Here is an 18704-nt window from a genome sequence, read left to right as displayed (position 1 = left end):
GAACGGAGGTGCAATCATGACAACCGGACATACAGACACGATCCTGGTCAATGGCCGTATTGCAACACTCGACCCGGTCGCTCCTGAGGCGTCGGCTGTCGCAATTCGCGACGGCCGCTTCATTGCGGTTGGCGACGAGCGTAAGATAAGGCCCTTTGCAGATGCGGATACCATAACCATCGACCTCAAGGGGCGGTGCGTCATCCCTGGCCTCAATGACTCCCATATCCATGTCATCAGGGGCGGGCTCAATTTCAACATGGAGCTGCGCTGGGACGGCGTCCCGTCGCTGGCCACGGCGCTGGAGATGCTGCGAGAGCAGGCCCTGCGCACACCGTCCCCCCAGTGGGTGCGGGTCATCGGCGGCTGGACCGAATTCCAGTTCGCCGAGGGGCGGATGCCGACCCTGGATGAGATCAATGCGGTCTCTGCCGACACCCCGGTCTTTGTCCTGCACCTGTACGACCGGGCGTTCGTCAACCGGGCCGGAATGCGGGTGCTTGGCTACACGAAGGAGACCCCCAACCCTCCGGGCGGGGAGATCCAGCGCGACAAGACCGGCAATCCGACCGGACTGTTGATCGCCAGGCCCAATGCCCTGATCCTCTATGCCAGTCTGGCCAGGGGACCGAAGCTCGATTTCGCAGACCAGGTCAATTCGACCCGCCACTTCATGCGAGAATTGAACCGGCTGGGGATCACCAGCTGCATCGATGCCGGCGGAGGTTTCCAGAACTATCCCGATGATTACCGGGTCGTCGAGCATCTGGCCGGAAAGGATGAACTGACCCTGCGGATCGCCTACAACCTCTTCACCCAGCGGCCGCACGAGGAGTATGACGACTTTGCCCGCTGGATCGGTATTACCGAGCCGGGAAGAGGGAGCGATCTCTACAAGGTAAATGGCGCCGGCGAGATGCTGGTCTTCTCTGCAGCCGACTTCGAGGACTTCCTGGAGCCGCGTCCCGACCTCGAACCAGGCATGGAGGCGGAGCTGAAGAAGGTAGTCGGCCTGTTGGTGGAGAAACGCTGGCCGTTTCGCCTGCATGCCACCTACGATGAATCCATCTCCCGCTTTCTCGACCTGTTCGAGGAGATCGACCGGGAGATCCCGTTCGACGGGCTGCGCTGGTTCTTCGACCATGCCGAAACCATCTCGGACCGGAACATGGAGCGGGTAAAGAGTCTTGGCGGCGGCATAGCCATCCAGGACCGGATGGCCTTCCAGGGCGAATATTTCGTGTCTCGCTACGGCGCCGAGCAGGCATTGCGAACCCCCCCCATCGCCAGGATGCTGAACCTCGGCATTCCGGTCGGCGCCGGGACCGATGCCACCCGCGTATCCAGCTACAACCCCTGGGTTTCCCTCCAGTGGCTGGTAAGCGGCAAAACCGTGGGCGGGTTGGCGCTCTATGATGAGAAGAATCGCCTCAGCCGCACCACGGCGCTCAGGCTTTACACCGAAGGGAGCTCCTGGTTCTCCGGCGACGAGGGGAAGAAGGGGAGGATCGCGGCGGGGCAACTGGCCGACCTGGCGGTACTGTCGGCGGACTATTTCACCGCTCCCGAACAGGAGATCAGGAACATCGAGGCATTGCTGACCATCATGGGCGGGAAGATCGTGCACGCCAGCGGCGAATTCGCCCCGCTTGCGCCGCCATTGCCGCCGGCAAGCCCCGACTGGTCGCCAACAAGGGCGTATGGCGGTGCATACCGTCATGGCGAATTGCTGAAGGCCGCAGCACTGCAGGCAGTATCTCCACGCCGCTGCAGCAATCCGTTGCACCGGGATTTCCGCCGGATCTCCGGTAAAATGTGGCGAGGGCCCGGCTGCGACTGTTTTGCCTTCTGATACACTTGAGGCAATAGAAGGCAGCTATCACACTATCTTGAGCAGGGGGGACCATGACCAGGCGAAAAATCGGCAGGATCCTGAAGAGCCGGCCCACCATCGAGGGGGCCGGCGTTCATCTCAAGCGGGCATTCGGCTATTCCCAGGTGCCGCTCTTCGATCCATTCCTGATGCTGGACGATTTCCATACCTCCAACCCGGCAGAATACCTGCCCGGCTTCCCCTGGCACCCCCACCGTGGCATAGAAACCATCACCTACGTGCTTGAGGGGCTGGTCGAGCATGGCGACAGCATGGGGAACAAAGGGGTGATCGGTGCGGGTGACGTGCAGTGGATGACGGCCGGCAGCGGCATCATCCACCAGGAGATGCCGCGCAAAAGCCCGACCGGGACCATGTGGGGGTTCCAGTTCTGGGCCAACCTGCCGGCGGCGCAGAAGATGATGGCCCCGCGTTACCGGGACGTGAAGGCTGCCGATATCCCCGAAGTCGTCATGGACTCCGGCGTCAGGATCAAGATCGTCAGCGGCCGCCTGAACGGCACCGAGGGGCCGGTGCAGGACATCGTCATCGAACCGGAGATGCTCGACGTCAGCGTCCCTCCCGGCACGGAGTTCCGCCATCCGGTCAAGGAGGGGCATACGGCCATTGCCTATCTGTTGGCCGGCGAGGGGTATTTCGACGATTGCCGTGACGCCTTTGCCTATGAAATGATGGGAGCCGGCTGGACGGATGTCGCCAGGAGCTGCATCTGCGGGCCGGAAACGGTTGTCCTCTATGAGCGGGATGGGGCGGAGATCTGCGTTACCGCCGGGGAAGCGGGGGTCCGGTTTCTCTTTATCGCCGGCAAACCGCTGCACGAACCGGTTGCCTGGTACGGTCCCATTGTCATGAACACCCAGGAGGAGTTGCGGATTGCCTTCGAGGAATTCGAAAAGGGGACGTTCATCAAGAAACGGTGAGTGCCGGGGCGGACCGGTCAGTCAATCAGGAGGGGCGCCTGTTCCGGGCTGGAGGTTGCATCGGTCGGCCCCAGGGGGAGGATACATTCCGGTGTATCGTTTCGTGGGTTGTTGACAAGGGATGTGACAGGATAGGCCGTCATGACACCGGGAGGGTAGGGCTTGCAGAGAGGGAGAAGCCTCTCGGGCTCGGATACCTCGCGGTCCAGCCAGAGTGAATATTCGGCAGGATGCAGAATGACCGGCATCCGGTCATGGATCTCTTCCATGAGCTTGTTGGCGCTGGTCGTCAGGATGGCGCAGGATTCGAGGATGGCGCCTTCAGGGGTTTTCCAGTGTTCCCAGATGCCGGCAAACCCCATGGGAGAACCATCGGCCATGCCGACATAGTAGGGGGATTTCTCCGTGTCGTGCTGACGCCATTCGTAGAAGCCGGTGGCAGGGATCAGGCATCGGCGGGTGCGGACCGCCTGACGGAAGGTGCGCTTTTCAAAGACAGTTTCCGCCCGTGCATTGAGCAACCGGTAGCCGATGGCGGGATCGTCGGCCCATGACGGAACAAGGCCCCATTTCATGAGATCGAGCCGGTTTTCGCCGCCGAGGCTCCTGATGACAGCAATCTGTTGGCTCGGCGCAATATTGAAGCGGGGCAGCAGGTCAGGCATCTCTGCAAGCATGAAGATTTCGGCAAGCTGTGTCGCGCTCAGTTGTAGGGTAAATCGGCCGCACATGGGATCTCCTCTGGTTCCGGGTTTGCAGATTGACTGTGAGCGCGAACAGGTTCAACCCTGAAAGAGCATACCATATGTGTATCATGCCCGGAATCAAGAGCAAAGAGAATCTCATCCTGTTAGCATAAAAGCGCTGATACGGCGGATCGAGGGGTGGGAGATTCCGGAGGGGTTCTCATGGACAGGCAAGGGGCCGGCATAGTGTCCGGCCCCTGCAGGGGATCTTTCAGGCAAGGGGTGCTGTCAGGTCATACATCGAGACAGAGTCGCTGCCGCTGTGCCATCCAGAGATCCAGCGCCTCGCGGATCACCTCCGACACATTCTTTGAACTTGCCTTGGTTATCCGTTCAAGTATCTTTTTTTCTTTATCACTGATCCGTAGCGAAACGACATTCTTCAACGCAGTGTCGTCCCGTCTTCGCTTTTGTGCCTTTGACGATTCATCCTGGGGTTTTTTTCTGTAATAGCGCATCTCCTCTCCTCCTATTGTGAAATATGATCGGTTTGTTTCTGCGATAAACCGACTGCCTGCTTTTGTTGAATCAATCGAAATCGAACAAATCCGAAAGCAGCGATTTCTTTTTGTGCGGCTTGTAGCCACCCTGGTGGTGACCGGGCATGCCGTGCTGGTAATGGACAGGGGCGGGCGCCGGTTCAGGTGCCCGCTGTTGCGGTCGGGCAGGGGCTGTCTCACTGTTGTCGGACCGCTCGATGATCTTGTCGAGTTCGCCGCGGTCAAGCCAGACCCCGCGGCAGCGGGGGCAGTAATCGATCTCTACTCCCTGACGTTCGGACATCAGGAGATCCACGTTGTCACAGACGGGACATTTCATCTGCATCCTCCTTGGTTTGAATTCAGCTGGTTTTTTCAAGTGCCGCGTTTTCCTCTTCTTCGGTAAATGGCTGATGAAGCTTGACCGGCGTCCCGGTCTGACGAAGGCGGAGGTTAAGCATCTCGACCATGACGGAAAAGGCCATGGCGAAGTAGATATATCCTTTGGGAAGGTGCCGGTCCAGACCGTCGCCGATCAGTGCGACTCCGATCAGGATGAGGAAGGAAAGGGCCAGCATCTTGATGGTCGGGTGCCGATCCACGAAGGCGCTGATCTTGCCGGAAAAGAGCATCATGAAGCCGACTGCCAGGACTACCGCAGCGACCATCACCCCGACCTTGCTGGCCATCCCCAGGGCGGTGATGATGGAATCGAGGGAAAAGACGATATCCAGGAGAAGGATCTGGACGATGACCGCGGCAAAGTTTGACCCTGCCCGGGTACTGGAGTGCCCTTCCTTCCCCTCCAGCTTCTCGTGGATCTCCATGGTGCTTTTCCCCAGGAGAAAGAGCCCGCCGGAGAGAAGGATGAGGTCTCTTCCCGATATCTCGTTGCCGATTACCGTGAAGAGCGGGGCGGTGAGACCCATCAGCCAGGTAAGGGAAAAGAGCAGGGCTATCCGGATGAACATCGCCAGGCCGAGCCCGGTCAGGCGGGCCTTTTCCTGCTGGTGGGCTGGAAGCTTCCCGGCAAGGATGGAAATAAAGATGATGTTGTCGATGCCGAGCACGATCTCCAGCGCCGTCAGTGTCGCCAGCGCCAGCCAGACCTGGGGATCAGTCAACCACTCCATGGTGTGAGGCTCCTTATTCTATGATGAATTATGCCCGTTTCTGCTGCAATTTTACCGGGGGCTCATCGCTTCCAGCCGGGCGATCCGCTCCTCCATGGGGGGATGGGTGGAGAAGAGGGACATGAGGCTGCCGCCGGTGAGCGGGTTGACGATGAAGAGGTGCGCCGATGCGGGGCGCGCTTCCTGCATCGGGATCATCTGCGAGGCCGTGTGGAGCTTGCGCAGGGCGTTTGCCAGGGCCAGGGGCTGGCCGCAGATGCGGGCGCCGCTTTCGTCGGCCAGGTATTCGCGGGAGCGGGAGACCGCCATCTGGATCAGCATGGCAGCAATCGGGGCAATGATCGCCATGGCCAGCGAACCGATCAGTCCGCCTGCTCCCTCGCCATCTTCGTCGCTCCGGCCGGCACCGAGCATGGCCCCCCACTGCAGCATGTTGCCGAGCATGGAGATGGCGCCGGCAAAGGTGGCGGCAATGGTGGAGACGAGGATGTCACGGTTCTTGACGTGGGCCAATTCATGGGCCATGACCCCTTCCAACTCCTCCGGGGAGAGGATGCGCAGGATCCCCTCGGTGGCGGCGACCGCGGCATGATCCGGGTTGCGTCCGGTGGCAAAGGCGTTGGGGCTCTCCGAAGGGACGATGTAGACCTTCGGCATGGGGAGGCCGGCCTGCAACGCCAGGCGGCGAATCATGCCGTAGAAAGCGGGATGGTCGTTTTCGCCGATCTCCTGGGCGCCGTACATCTTCAGGACGATCTTGTCGGAGAACCAGTAGGAGAAGAAGTTCATGGCGAGTGCCATGCAGAAGGCGAAGACCATGCCGGTCTTGCCGCCGATGGCGCTCCCCATCAGGACCATCAGCACGGTGAGCAGTGAAAGGAGAAGGGTTGTCTTGAGTTGATTCATGGTGTCTACCTCCAACGTTCTGGTAATCGCCGGGGTAAAAAAAAAGACCTTTACCCGCGGCACTGTTGCCTGGATAAAGGTCTTGTTGGCAGATTTCTGCCCCGGTTCCGGGCCTTGCGGCCGTCTTGACGGAAACCGGGTCGGCCTTGTCGGTGGCCGATAACTACTCCCCTTTACGATATCGAAACAATAATAATCATCGGGTCGGTTGTCAAGGCAATTTTTCAACCCGTTTCCCGATAACGGTCGGCCTTGCCGACTATGTGCCGTGGTATGATCGTCCCGCCTTGCGTATACAGGCGCTCCACAGACGTCAGCCGTTTTCAGTCCCCTTGTTCAGCGGGCCTTCAGACTGGTATAGGTCGAAGAAAACGATGATCATGGCCAGGATGATCGGTCCTATCATTACACCCAGAAGCCCGAATGCCAGGAGGCCGCCCAGGGCGCCGAGGGCTATCACCAGGATGGGGAGCTGGGCCTTGCCGCTGATGAAGAGCGGCCTGATGAAATTGTCGATGGAACCGACCACCAGAACCCCCCAGGCGATCAACAACACCCCCTTCAGAATTTCGCCGTGGAGCAGCAGGTATCCGGCACCGGGCAGCCAGACCAGGGCCGTTCCGACCAGGGGGACCAGGGCACAGATCGCCATCAAAGCGCCAAAGAGAAACGGCGACGGTAACCCGGCGACCCAGAAACCGAGCCCCCCCAGCGCTCCCTGCACCAGGCAAGTGAGAAAGATGCCGTACATCACGGCTCTCACGACACGCTTGATCGTGGCGATTATGATCTGTCGATTATTTTCGCTGATGGCAACAACCCGCCAGAATCCTTCCTGCATCCGCCGACCGTCCTTGTAGAGGAAAAACAGCGTGATCACCATCAGGACCATGTTGATGAAAAAGCCGAAAAAGTTTTTCAGGATGCCAGTGGAGTAGTTGAGCAGGGAGGAAACCCCTCGCTTTACGGCATCCAGCAGCATGGTATCCATCTCCTGGCTGACAGGCTGGATCATTGGCATAATCCGTTTCAGCCAGGGGCCGACCAACGGGTGGTTCAACAGGTCCTGAAATTCGAGCAGGCGAGAGCCCTGGGCAGCGCTTTCGAGATAGGAATAGGCTGCTGCTGTCTCCTGCGTCAGAGAGATGCCCAGAATCATAATGGGGATGATCAGTGTAAGGACAACCACCGTGGTCATCAGCGCGGCTGCGGTTATTTCCCGGCCTTTGCAGCGTTGCAGCAGCCTGGCGTGGAGCGGGATGGTAACGGTCCAGATGACTCCAGCCCAGCCCAGCGCATTCAGAAACGGCGAAAGAATGACATAGACAAGGTAAAGAAAGAGGCAGGTCATGAAAAGAACGAATAATGTCACATATAGTTTGCGGTCCATACACATTCCCTTGCGAGTGAAGGTTACCGGAGGAATCTCCCCGCGCAGTCTGAGACTCCCTCCCAACATCTAAGCGTACATCTGCTCAATATCCTGAAACAACCTCGTTGTAAAGCGCTCGTTTTATTTGATCGGCGATCTTTCGATCTTGATGAGTTTTTGACACGTTCAGAGCCTATCTTGAAACCTAATTTATATCGGATGTCATATCTTGATACTAGATAAAATACATCAGATCGGAAACGGAGGTCTCGCGTCATGAAAATCTATTTTTTCGATCGGGACAGCGGTATTTATCAGGGAGAGGAGTTCGAGGATGATGCTCTCATTTCCGAGATGGACGATGCAACGACCGTTGTGCCTCCTCCGTCGTGTAACAGGGGTGAGATTGCGGTATTTGACCTTGTTGCACAGAGATGGGATATCAGGAATCTGGCTGAGGTTTCCCGGCAGACTCGGGCAGTAGCCGGTGCTCCGGCTCAAAATCCGGATTCGCGCAGCTCGTAAGCTACATGAAATGCGCTACAATTGCACCATGTACCAGTGAGAGAAAGTGAGAAGCCATGCCAGTCTATGCTGATCTCATCCAGTCCTTCGTTTTGCTGGCGTTGCTTGTTGTGCTTGCCCGGCCCATGGGCGGATTCATGAAGAAGGTCTACCAGGGAGAGCCGACTCTTCTGACTCCCCTGATCGGCCCCTGCGAACGCCTCTTCTATCGACTCTGCGGGGTCGATCCGGACGATGAGATGACCTGGCAACGGTATGCCCGGTCCATGGTTCTGTTCAACCTGGTACTCGGCGTAACACTCTTTGCCATGCTGCTGTTACAGCACCTGTTGCCGCTCAATCCGCAGCGGATGCCCGGCTTCACCTGGCAGCTGGCGTTCAACACGGCTGTCAGCTTCGTCACCAACACCAACTGGCAGGCATACAGCGGTGAGCAGGCTGCCAGCTATTTTACCCAGATGGCCGGTCTCACTGTCCACAACTTCGTCTCTGCAGCCACCGGCATGGCGGTCGCCATTGCCCTGATCCGCGGCTTCGCACGGCGCAAAACCACGGTCATCGGCAACTACTGGGTGGATATGACGCGCGGCACTCTGTATATCCTGCTCCCTTTTTCACTCATAGCCGCATTGTTCCTGGTTTCACAGGGGGTGATCCAGAATTTCGGCGCCTACCGGAACGTGCCGCTGGTTCAGCCCGCAAGCCTTGAAAAACCGAAGTCGGATGGAAATGGCAACCCGCTCAGGGATGCAGCCGGCAGGCCGGTCATGGAAACCGTGACAGTCAAGGATGCCCTGATTCCCATGGGGCCGGTGGCATCCCAGGAGGCGATCAAGGAGCTGGGAACCAATGGCGGCGGCTTTTTCAACGCCAATTCGGCCCACCCCTTCGAGAATCCGACACCGCTCACCAATTTCGTGGAGATACTCCTGATCCTGTTGATTCCGGCCGGACTCACGGTTACCTTCGGCCTGATGGTCGGGAACATCGCCCAGGGACGGGCGCTCTTCGGGGTCATGCTCTTCCTGCTGGTTCTCTCATTCGGACTTCTGTACTGGACTGAAACGACCGGTACCCCGCTAGTCTCCGTTCTTGGAGTCCAGGGTGGAAACATGGAAGGGAAGGAGGTCCGTTTCGGGGTCTCAGGCAGCGCCCTGTTTAGCGTTGCCACCACCGCCACCTCCTGCGGCGCGGTGAACGCCATGCACGATTCCCTCACCCCGCTTGGAGGCATGATCCCCCTGGGCCTGATCCTTCTGGGGGAGATCGTCTTCGGCGGCGTTGGTTCCGGGCTCTATACCATGCTTGCTTTTGCCGTGATAGCGGTCTTCGTCTCCGGCCTGATGATCGGACGCACCCCGGAGTACTTGGGGAAAAAGATCGAGGTGCGGGAAATGTGGATGTCGATACTGACGATCCTGACGGCCGGGGTTACAGTGCTGGTCATGTCGGGCATTGCCATGGTCACCCCCTCTGCTGTTTCTTCCATGGCCAATCCTGGAGCTCATGGCCTCACGGAGGTGCTCTATGCCTTTGCCTCGATGGCAAACAACAACGGCAGCGCCTTTGCCGGCCTCAACGCCAGCACCGGTTTCTATACCATCCTCGGCTCCCTGGCCATGCTGCTGGGTCGTTATGTCCCGGCCATTTCCATCCTGGCCATGGCCGGGTCGCTGGCGGAAAAGAAGTATGTCCCGCCGAGCCTCGGGACCCTGCCGACCGACAAGGTCCCCTTTGCCCTCTGGCTGACCCTGGTTATCATGATCGTCGGGGCGCTGACCTTTTTCCCGGCCTTGGCACTAGGGCCGATTGTCGAGCACCTGACCATGGTCGGGTAGGGACAACCCTGTTTGGTTGCCCGATCGGCGGGGCAATGGAGGAGCGACGCCTACAGGAGATCAATTACCATGTCCAAACACGCACCTCAGCCGATATCGATCTTCGATCCGCGGATCATGGGCCCCGCTTTTGTCCAAGCCCTGAAGAAACTCGATCCCCGCGTCCTCTGGCATAACCCGGTCATGCTCTGTGTGGAGATCGCCAGCGTCATCACCGTGGTGACCTTTATCATGTCTCTTTCCGGCGTCAATCGCGAGCCGGCCTGGTTCACCGGTACCGTTTCCCTCTGGCTCTGGCTTACCGTTATCTTTTCGACCTTTGCCGAGGCGCTGGCCGAGGGGCGTGGCAAGGCGAGGGCTGCGTCGCTGCGGAGTTCACGTGCCGAGGTGACCGCTAAGCTCCTTGTCAAGCCGGAATTCGGGAGCTCTTTTACGACGGTAGGCGCCGGCCAGCTCCGAAAGGGTGACCTGGTCCTGGTGGAGGCAAACGATGTGATAGCAGGCGACGGCGACGTGGTGACGGGTGCGGCGCTGGTGAACGAGTCGGCGGTCACCGGCGAGTCTGCGCCGGTGGTGCGCGAGTCCGGCGGCGACCGGAGCGCGGTGACCGGGGGGACCACGGTCATCGCCAATGCCATCATCGTCCGGATAACCGCCAATCCGGGCGAGACCTTTCTCGACCGGATGATCGGCCTGATCGAAGGGGCCAAACGGCGCAAGACCCCTAACGAGATCGCCCTGGAGGTGCTGCTGATCGCCCTGACCCTGGTCTTCCTGCTGGTCTGCGCCAATATCAGCCCCCTTTCCATTTATAGCGTCAAGGCTACCGGGCAGGGGTCTCCCATATCGCTCACCGTGCTGGTGGCGCTCTTTGTCTGTCTTGCTCCCACCACCATCGCCGCGCTCCTGCCCGCTATCGGTATCGCCGGCATGGACCGGCTCTTCCAGAAGAACGTCATCGCCCTGTCCGGCCGGGCCATCGAGGCGGCGGGCGATGTGAACGTGCTCCTCTTGGACAAGACCGGCACCATTACCTACGGCAACCGGGAGGCGGTCGCCTTTGTCCCGGTGGGAGGACATAACGAACGGGAGGTCGCCGAAGCCGCTCTGATGGCATCACTGACCGACGAAACCCCGGAGGGGCGCAGCATCGTGACGCTTGCCGTGCAACAGTACGGTCTACAGGCGGAGGAGCTTCCTGCCGATGCCGAACCGATCGTTTTCAGCGCCGATACCCGCCTATCGGGGCTCAATCTCGGCGGGCAGCAGTACCGCAAGGGGGCGTCCGATTCCCTGGTCGCCTTTGTGAAGCAGCAGGGAGCGAAGGCCATCCCCGACAAACTCGCCGAGATCGTGGACAAGATCGCCCGGGCCGGGGCCACGCCGCTGGTGGTCAGTTGCGACAGGGAGATCGTGGGGGTCGTCAACCTGAAGGACATCGTCAAGGCGGGCATCCAGGAGCGCTTCCTGCAACTGCGCAGCATGGGAATCAGGACCGTGATGATCACCGGCGACAATCCGCTCACCGCAGCGGCCATCGCCGCCGAGGCACAGGTGGACGACTTCCTGGCCCAGGCAAAGCCGGAGGACAAGCTGCGCCTGATCAGGGACAACCAGGAGGCGGGATTCATGGTGGCCATGACCGGCGACGGCACCAACGATGCCCCGGCCCTGGCCCAGGCAGATGTGGCGGTTGCCATGAATACCGGCACCCAGCCGGCTCGCGAGGCAGCCAACATCATCGACCTGGACAGCAACCCGACCAAACTGCTGGATATCGTCGAGGTGGGTAAACAGATCCTCATGACGCGGGGTAACCTGACCACCTTCAGCATCTCCAACGACATCGCCAAATACTTCGCCATCATCCCTGCGGCCCTGCTTTCCATCTATCCGCAGCTGGGAGTGCTCAACGTGATGCACCTGGCAAGCCCCTACAGCGCCATCCTGTCGGCGGTCATCTTCAATGCCGTCATCATCCCGATGCTGGTGCCGCTGGCGCTCAAGGGGACCAGATTCCGCCCGCTGCCGGCCGAAAGGCTCCTGATCCACAACCTCCTCATCTATGGGGTAGGGGGGATTATCGTGCCGTTCGTAGGAATCAAGGGGATCGACCTGTGTGTGGGGATGTTACTGTAGCAGTGGAGAAAAGGGGAGTAGCTCGAGGCGAACATCTCCCCCTCTTGGGGCAAGAGGGGGGAGGGGGGAATTGATCAATGAAAGACCTGAAATCTGCGCTGCTGCTTTTTTTCCTGCTCACCGTCATCTGCGGTGGTCTCTATCCCGCAGTGGTTACCGGCGTTGCCGCCGTTGTCTTCCCGCACCAGGCCCAGGGAAGCTTCATCACCGGCGCGAATGGCCGCGAAATCGGTTCGGCACTCATCGGCCAGCCCTTTTCCGATCCGAAGTATCTCTGGCCACGGCCGTCGACTACTCCTGACAGTGCCTACAATCCCGCAGGCTCGGGCGGTTCCAATGCCGGCCCCACCAACCCGGCCTACCTGCAGACCGTTGCCTACCGGGTCAAGTCCCTGCGGTCGGCGGGCATCTCAGGAACGATACCCGCCGAGATGGTCCAGGCATCTGCCAGCGGCCTCGATCCCCACATTTCACCCGCAGCGGCTCTGATGCAGGTTCCGCGCATTGCCAGAGCCCGCAACCTGAGCGAGGAGGAACTGCAACGCATTGTTGCAGTCCATACCGAGAACCGTTTGCTCGGCATTTTCGGCGAATCGCGGGTGAATGTGCTTGCAGTCAACGGTGTATTGGATAAGCTGACCCCATGACCGATCAAGGCGACGACAATCGCCCTTCTCCCGAAATCCTGCTGAAACGAGCCCAGGCCGAAGAAGCGGAACAGGGACGGGGCAAACTGAAGATCTTTCTCGGCTATGCGGCCGGCGTGGGGAAGACTTATGCCATGCTTGAGGCTGCCGAGCAACGTAAGCTCGAAGGCTGTGACGTGGTGGTCGGCTATGTGGAGTCCCACGGCCGATTCGAGACAGACTCGCTTCTGGCGCTATCGGCACTGGAAATCATCCCCAAGGCCCGGGTCAGCTACCAGGGGGTCGTGTTGACTGAGCTGGACATCGATGCGGTGCTGGCCCGCAAGCCGCAGATCGTGTTGGTTGACGAACTGGCCCACACCAACGCACCCGGCTGCCGCCACGAGAAGCGCTGGCAGGACGTGGCTGAGTTGCTGGCTTCCGGCATCGATGTCTACACCACCCTGAATGTCCAGCACTTTGAAAGCCTCAACGATGTGGTCGCTCAGATCACCGGCATCGTCATGCGGGAAACCGTGCCCGATCGGCTCCTGGACGAGGCTGCAGAGATCCGACTGGTCGATATCTCTCCCGATGACCTGCTGCAGCGCCTGCGTGAAGGGAAGGTCTATATCCCCGAGCAGGCGGCCCGCGCCATGGAGACCTTTTTCCGCCCCGGCAACCTGCTCGCTCTGCGGGAGCTTTCCATGCGGCGGGCAGCCGCCCGCGTCGACGACCAGATGCGGGCCTACATGGAGAGGCAGTCCATCGCCGGGCCCTGGCCGACAGCGGAACGTCTCCTGGCCTGTGTCAGCGGCAGCCCGAACAGCGACACCCTGATCCGCGCCACCCGGCGCCTGGCCGACGAACTGAAGGCAGGCTGGATGACCCTGTACGTCGAGACACCCGACGGTGGCCGGCATGCACATGAAAACAGGGAGCGGGTCTGGCGGGACCTCCGGCAGGCAGAGAGCCTGGGCGCAGAGGTGGCAACGGTGACGGCACCTTCGGTGACCGATGCGGTGGTCGATTTTGCCAGGCGGCACAACATCACCAAGATCGTCATGGGCAAGCCCCATCGTTCACGCTGGCAAGAGATTGTCAGCCCGCCGTTGGTGCATCGTATCATCCGCCAGAGCGGCTCCATTGACGTGATGGTAGTCAGTTTCGCAGCGCCTGTATCTGCCCCGGTAAAAATGGCTGCAAAACCGAGACAGCCGTTCAATCTGGCTGGCTATACCGGCAGTCTCGTCCTGGTTGCTGCGGTGACTCTGGTCTGTGAGATGTTCCGCTCCGTTCTGGTGCCGACCAACATGGTCATGTTCTACCTGTTGGCCGTGGTCCTGGCCGCGGTTCGTCTCGGCAGGCGCCCGGCCGTGGCCACCGCTTTTTTCGGGGTGCTGGCCTTCGATTTCTTCTTTGTCCCCCCACGTCTCACCTTTGCCGTGGCAGATACCCAGTACCTGATGACGTTCGTGGGGCTGTTCGTCGTCGGTGTGGTAATCAGCTCGCTGGTGGCCCGCTCTCGCGAACGGGCCGAGGTGATCCGCACCAGGGAGGTGCAGACCGCCAGTCTCTACTACCTGAGTCGCGATCTGGCCGCTGCCGGAGACCTGGCCGCAATCTTCGAGGCGCTGGTCAGGAACGTGGAAAGCGCCCTGGATGCGCGGATGGCCCTTTTCCTGCCGGAGGGGGAGCGGCTGGAGATAGCTGCTGCCAGCCAGGAGCTCGCGGTCGACCTGAAGGAACAGGCAGTGGCAGACTGGGTGTTCCGCAACCGGCAACCGGCCGGGCGTGGAACGGAAACGCTTGTCTCGGCCGGGATGATCTATCTGCCGCTCTCGACCCAGGCTGCCATCCTGGGGGTACTCGGGGTGCGGATGGAGAACGAAACCGATTATCGTTCCACGGAAAACCGCCGCCTGCTGGACGCCTTTGCCATGCAGACGGCCATGGCTATCGAACGGGTCCAGCTGGCCAAGCAGGCAGAACAGACTCAGATCCTCCAGGCCAGGGAAAACCTGGAGCGGGCGCTGCTCAATTCCGTCTCCCACGACCTGCGGACCCCGCTGGTTTCCATCACCGGAGTGCTGGCGAGCCTGCGCAAGGAAGACTGCACTCTGGGAGAAGCGGCCCGGCGCGACCTCCTGGATACGGCCTGGGGTGAGGCGGACCGTCTCAACCGTTTTGTCGGCAACCTGCTGGACATGACCAGGCTCGAATCGGGGAATGTCGTCCTGAAACAGGAGCTGTGCGATATTCAGGACCTGGTCGGCTGCACCCTTGCCGCGCTGGACCAGAGTGTCAGCAGTCGGGCCATTGCGGTAAAACTCCCTCCCGATCTCCCGTTGGTAAGCATGGATATGGTGCTGATGACCCAGGTGCTGGTGAACATCCTGGATAATGCCGTGAAATATGCGCCGCCCGCAAGCCCGATCGAGATCGCGGCACGCAGCGACCGGGAATGGCTTACCTTGGAGGTGACGGATCAGGGACCGGGGGTGCCGGAGCATGACCTGAAAAGGATCTTTGACAAGTTTTACCGGATTCCGGTCCCCGAAGGGGCAGGGGGGACCGGTCTCGGGCTCTCCATCTGCAAGGGGATCGTCGAAGCGCATGGGGGAAGGATTCGGGCGGAAAATCTCTCCGGCGGCGGCTTCAGGATCATTGTGCGGCTGCCGCTTAAAACGTGACGAAAAGGACCGGAAACCATGGGCACCGATACGGGCAGCAGCAATCTTCCTCGCATTCTGATCGTGGACGACGAGGTGGCAATCCAGCGTTTTCTCCATGCCATTCTGGATAAAGAATTTTCCCTGCACCGGGCCGAAACCGGCCATGCCGCGTTGGCCGCGGCTGCAGCGGTTCGGCCCGACCTGATCCTGCTCGATCTGGGCCTGCCCGATCTCGACGGGGTCGAGGTGATTCGGCGGATCCGGGAATGGTCTCCGGTCCCGATCATCGTCCTGTCGGTACGGGAGCGGGAGGACGACAAGGTGAACGCCCTGGATGCCGGAGCCGATGACTACCTGACCAAGCCGTTCGGCATCGGCGAACTGTTGGCCCGGATGCGCGCAGCCCTGCGCCGGGCCATCCGGACTGTGCCCGAGCCGGTTTTTCGGGTCGATGAGCTGGAGGTGGATCTGCCGCGGCGCCGTGTCCTAGTCCGGGGGGAGGAGGTCCAGCTTACGCCCACTGAGTACGAGTTGCTGAAGTTCCTGGTGACCCATGCGGGAAAGGTCCTCACACATCGGCAGATGCTCCGGCAGATCTGGGGGCCGGCCTATGTCGAGCAGCCCCATCTGCTCAGGGTCAATGTCAGCAACCTGCGGCGAAAGATCGAGCCGGACGCCTCACGGCCACGCTACATCCTGACCGAACTGGGGGTGGGGTACCGTTTGAAGGAAGGCTAGTGCCGCACCACATGATGAGTTGGCGCCGGGGGCATGTTTTGTTTTACAAGGGTGGCTGATTTTGCTAGATTCCCATACTGCAAATGAGCCACCATACTGAACATACACCCATGATGCGCCAGTATCTGGAGATCAAGTCCCAGTACCCTGACGCCATCCTCTTTTTCCGCCTCGGCGACTTCTACGAGATGTTCCTCGACGATGCCGTCAAGGCTGCCCGCATCCTCGACATTACCCTCACCTCCCGCAACAAGAGCTCCGACGGCACTGATGTGCCGCTCTGTGGCATCCCGTTCCATTCCGCCGGTCCCTACCTGGCCAGGCTGGTCGAGGCAGGGGAGAAGGTGGCCATCTGCGAGCAGGTCGAAGATCCCAAGGGGGCCAAGGGGATCGTCAGGCGCGAGGTGGTCAAGGTCGTCACCCCCGGCCTGGTGGTGGACAGCGACTCCCTGCAGCCCAAGGAGAACAATTATCTGGCCGCGCTTGCTCCCGGCGCGGGCGGGACATGGGGGCTTGCCTGCCTGGATATCTCCACCGGCGAGTTCCGGGCCACCGAACTCTCCGACGCTGCTGCGGCCTCTGCAGAGCTTCTCTGTCTCAATCCCCGCGAAATCCTGCTCCCCGCATCCCTTAGCGCGGCGGAGAGCCGTGCCGGGCTTGCCGAGGTGCTGACCGACCGGCTGGTCTCGCCGCTGGACGAGTGGGTGTTCGAATACGATTACGCCCGGCGCCTCCACGAGTCGATACTCGCCGGACCGGCCCCGACCGCAGTTGACGGCAGGAACCTGAAGGAAGGTCTCCTTGCCGCCGGCGCAATCCTGCACTACCTGCGCGAAACACAGAAGGGGAGCGCATCCCACATCCGCCAGCTCCTTCCCTATGCCACCACCCAGCACTTGGTCTTGGACGAGCGGACCCGGCGCAACCTGGAGCTGACCGTTACCCTGCAGGATGGCAAGCGGAAGGGGTCCCTGCTCTGGCTCATGGACCGGACCGTCACGGCCATGGGGGGAAGAAAGCTCAAGCAGTGGATTAATTATCCACTGGTATCTGTCGAAAAAATAAACGATCGACATGATGCCATCGGGGAATTCGTCGAGAGCCAGCAGTTTCGCCGGGAGGTCAGCGGGCAGCTGAATGGCGTTGCCGACCTGGAGCGCCTGAACGGCCGGATCAGCCTGGCATCCGCATCAGCCAAGGATCTGGCGGCCCTGCGTGTCTCCCTGGAGCGGCTGCCGGCCCTGCTCGCGCTGCTGTCCGATGTTGCCGCGCCGCTGCTTCGGGAGACGGTCCGCGCCATCGATCCGCTGGACGACCTGGTCTCGTTGATCAGCTCAGGCATCGTGGAGAACCCCCCGTTCGTGCTGCGGGAGGGGGGGATCATTGCCGCCGGTTTCAACGCCGAACTGGATGAGCTCCGCCTGATCAGCCGGGAGGGAAAGGGGTTCATCGCCCAGCTGGAGGCCCGCGAGAAGACACGCACCGGCATCTCGTCGCTCAAGGTCCGCTACAACAAGGTCTTTGGCTATTACATCGAGATTACCAAGACCCATCTCGCCTCCATCCCCGACGATTATCTGCGCAAGCAGACCCTGGTCAATGCCGAGCGCTTCATCACCCCGGAGCTGAAGGAATACGAAGAAAAGGTCCTGGGGGCGGAGGACCGGATCGCCGAGCTGGAGTATTCCCTGTTCCAGGCGATCCGCGAGCAGGTGGCGGCCCAGGCCGAGCGGATAGCACGCACCGCCGATGCCGTTGCCACCCTCGACGTGCTCACTGCCCTGGCCGAACTCGCCCACGACCGGAGCTACTGCCGGCCCGAGATGAACGACAGCGACCGGATCGAGATCACTGACGGTCGCCACCCCGTGGTGGAGGCGATGCACCTGGCGGAACGCTTCGTCCCCAACGATACCCTGCTGGACAACGGGGATAACCAGCTCCTGATGATCACCGGCCCCAACATGGCCGGCAAGTCGACCTACATGCGCCAGGTCGCCCTCATTACACTCATGGCGCAGGTCGGGAGTTTCGTCCCGGCGGAAAAGGCGGTCATTGGCCTTGCCGACCGAATCTTCACCCGGATCGGCGCCTCGGACAACCTGGCCAGCGGGCAGTCCACCTTCATGGTGGAGATGGCCGAGACCGCCAACATCCTGCACCATGCCACCCCCAAAAGCCTGGTACTCCTGGACGAGATCGGCCGGGGGACATCGACCTTCGACGGGGTCTCCATTGCCTGGGCCGTGGCCGAGTACCTCCACGATGCCCGTCAGCACGCTGCCAGGACCCTGTTTGCCACGCATTACCACGAATTGACCGAACTGTGCGTCACCCGGCCGGGGATCAAAAACTTCAACATCGCGGTCCGGGAATGGAACGAGCAGATCATCTTTCTCCGCAAGATCGTATCCGGCGGGACCTCCCATTCCTATGGCATCCAGGTCGCCCGGCTCGCCGGGCTGCCGATGGATGTGGTGGAGCGGGCCAAAGAGATCCTGAAGAACCTTGAGCAGGGGGAGTTTACCGAAGGAGGGGAGCCGCGGATCGCCAACCCGAAGGGGAAGAAGCGGTCCGCACCGGTGGCGCAGCTCTCCCTGTTCGGCGACAACGACGAACTGCGGCAACGGCTCAGAGAGCTGGAAGTGACCCGTCTTACCCCGCTGGAGGCTTTGAATATCCTCGACGAACTGCAAAGGATGGCGTGAAACCA

The 18704-nt window shown here is 60.7% G+C and carries 15 protein-coding genes; 9 read left to right on the top strand and 6 right to left on the bottom strand.

From position 1 onward, the window contains the following. The first annotated feature begins 16 nt into the window (after positions 1 to 16). The gene (locus GJT30_02625; GenBank protein ID MSM38505.1) at positions 17 to 1852 is read left to right on the top strand and encodes an amidohydrolase family protein; all 1836 of its coding nucleotides are present in this window, start codon (positions 17 to 19) and stop codon (positions 1850 to 1852) included. Positions 1853 to 1905: 53 nt separating this feature from the next. Then, the gene (locus GJT30_02620; GenBank protein MSM38504.1) at positions 1906 to 2814 is read left to right on the top strand and encodes a pirin family protein; all 909 of its coding nucleotides are present in this window, start codon (positions 1906 to 1908) and stop codon (positions 2812 to 2814) included. Between the two features lie 17 nt (positions 2815 to 2831). Here GJT30_02620 and GJT30_02615 read toward each other — a convergent pair whose 3' ends face one another. From GJT30_02615 to GJT30_02590, 6 genes are all read right to left on the bottom strand, one after another. Next, positions 2832 to 3545: a hypothetical protein gene (locus GJT30_02615; GenBank protein ID MSM38503.1), complete on the bottom strand. Its 714-nt coding sequence runs from the start codon at positions 3543 to 3545 to the stop codon at positions 2832 to 2834. A gap of 248 nt (positions 3546 to 3793) precedes the next feature. Beyond that, positions 3794 to 4018 carry a ribbon-helix-helix protein, CopG family gene (locus GJT30_02610; GenBank protein MSM38502.1) on the bottom strand — a complete coding sequence of 75 codons (225 nt, stop codon included), beginning with the start codon at positions 4016 to 4018 and terminating at the stop codon, positions 3794 to 3796. Positions 4019 to 4088: 70 nt separating this feature from the next. Next, complete coding sequence (locus tag GJT30_02605; GenBank protein ID MSM38501.1) at positions 4089 to 4379, bottom strand: hypothetical protein; 291 nt, start codon at positions 4377 to 4379, stop codon at positions 4089 to 4091. A 22-nt stretch (positions 4380 to 4401) separates the two neighbouring features. Next, a complete protein-coding gene (locus GJT30_02600) occupies positions 4402 to 5172 on the bottom strand; it encodes a TerC family protein (protein ID MSM38500.1) in 771 nt (256 codons plus the stop codon). A gap of 51 nt (positions 5173 to 5223) precedes the next feature. Continuing rightward, on the bottom strand, positions 5224 to 6078 hold the full coding sequence (gene htpX, locus GJT30_02595; protein ID MSM38499.1) for a zinc metalloprotease HtpX: 855 nt from the start codon (positions 6076 to 6078) through the stop codon (positions 5224 to 5226). 313 nt (positions 6079 to 6391) lie between these two features. Then, a complete protein-coding gene (locus GJT30_02590; protein MSM38498.1) occupies positions 6392 to 7468 on the bottom strand; it encodes an AI-2E family transporter in 1077 nt (358 codons plus the stop codon). 258 nt (positions 7469 to 7726) lie between these two features. Here GJT30_02590 and GJT30_02585 point away from each other — a divergent pair, with 258 nt between their 5' ends. From GJT30_02585 to mutS, 7 genes are all read left to right on the top strand, one after another. Next, positions 7727 to 7975, top strand: coding sequence for a hypothetical protein (locus GJT30_02585; GenBank protein ID MSM38497.1), 249 nt, complete (start codon positions 7727 to 7729; stop codon positions 7973 to 7975). Positions 7976 to 8031: 56 nt separating this feature from the next. Further along, positions 8032 to 9813 (top strand): potassium-transporting ATPase subunit KdpA, encoded by a 1782-nt coding sequence (gene kdpA / locus GJT30_02580; GenBank protein MSM38496.1) that lies wholly within the window; start codon positions 8032 to 8034, stop codon positions 9811 to 9813. A 69-nt stretch (positions 9814 to 9882) separates the two neighbouring features. Next, positions 9883 to 11952, top strand: coding sequence for a potassium-transporting ATPase subunit KdpB (gene kdpB / locus GJT30_02575; protein MSM38495.1), 2070 nt, complete (start codon positions 9883 to 9885; stop codon positions 11950 to 11952). A gap of 77 nt (positions 11953 to 12029) precedes the next feature. Continuing rightward, the gene (gene kdpC / locus GJT30_02570; protein MSM38494.1) at positions 12030 to 12599 is read left to right on the top strand and encodes a potassium-transporting ATPase subunit KdpC; all 570 of its coding nucleotides are present in this window, start codon (positions 12030 to 12032) and stop codon (positions 12597 to 12599) included. Next, entirely contained in the window at positions 12596 to 15271 is a 2676-nt protein-coding gene (locus GJT30_02565) for a DUF4118 domain-containing protein (GenBank protein MSM38493.1), read from the top strand. The genes kdpC and GJT30_02565 overlap by 4 nt, the downstream gene beginning before the upstream one ends. Before the next feature lie 18 nt (positions 15272 to 15289). After that, positions 15290 to 15991: a response regulator gene (locus tag GJT30_02560; protein ID MSM38492.1), complete on the top strand. Its 702-nt coding sequence runs from the start codon at positions 15290 to 15292 to the stop codon at positions 15989 to 15991. Between the two features lie 83 nt (positions 15992 to 16074). Further along, a complete protein-coding gene (mutS, locus tag GJT30_02555; GenBank protein ID MSM38491.1) occupies positions 16075 to 18699 on the top strand; it encodes a DNA mismatch repair protein MutS in 2625 nt (874 codons plus the stop codon). Positions 18700 to 18704 lie beyond the last annotated feature (5 nt).

Source organism: Geobacter sp. (assembly GCA_009684525.1).
GTDB lineage: Bacteria > Desulfobacterota > Desulfuromonadia > Geobacterales > DSM-12255 > Geoanaerobacter.
This window is presented reverse-complemented; position numbering and strand designations above follow the sequence as displayed.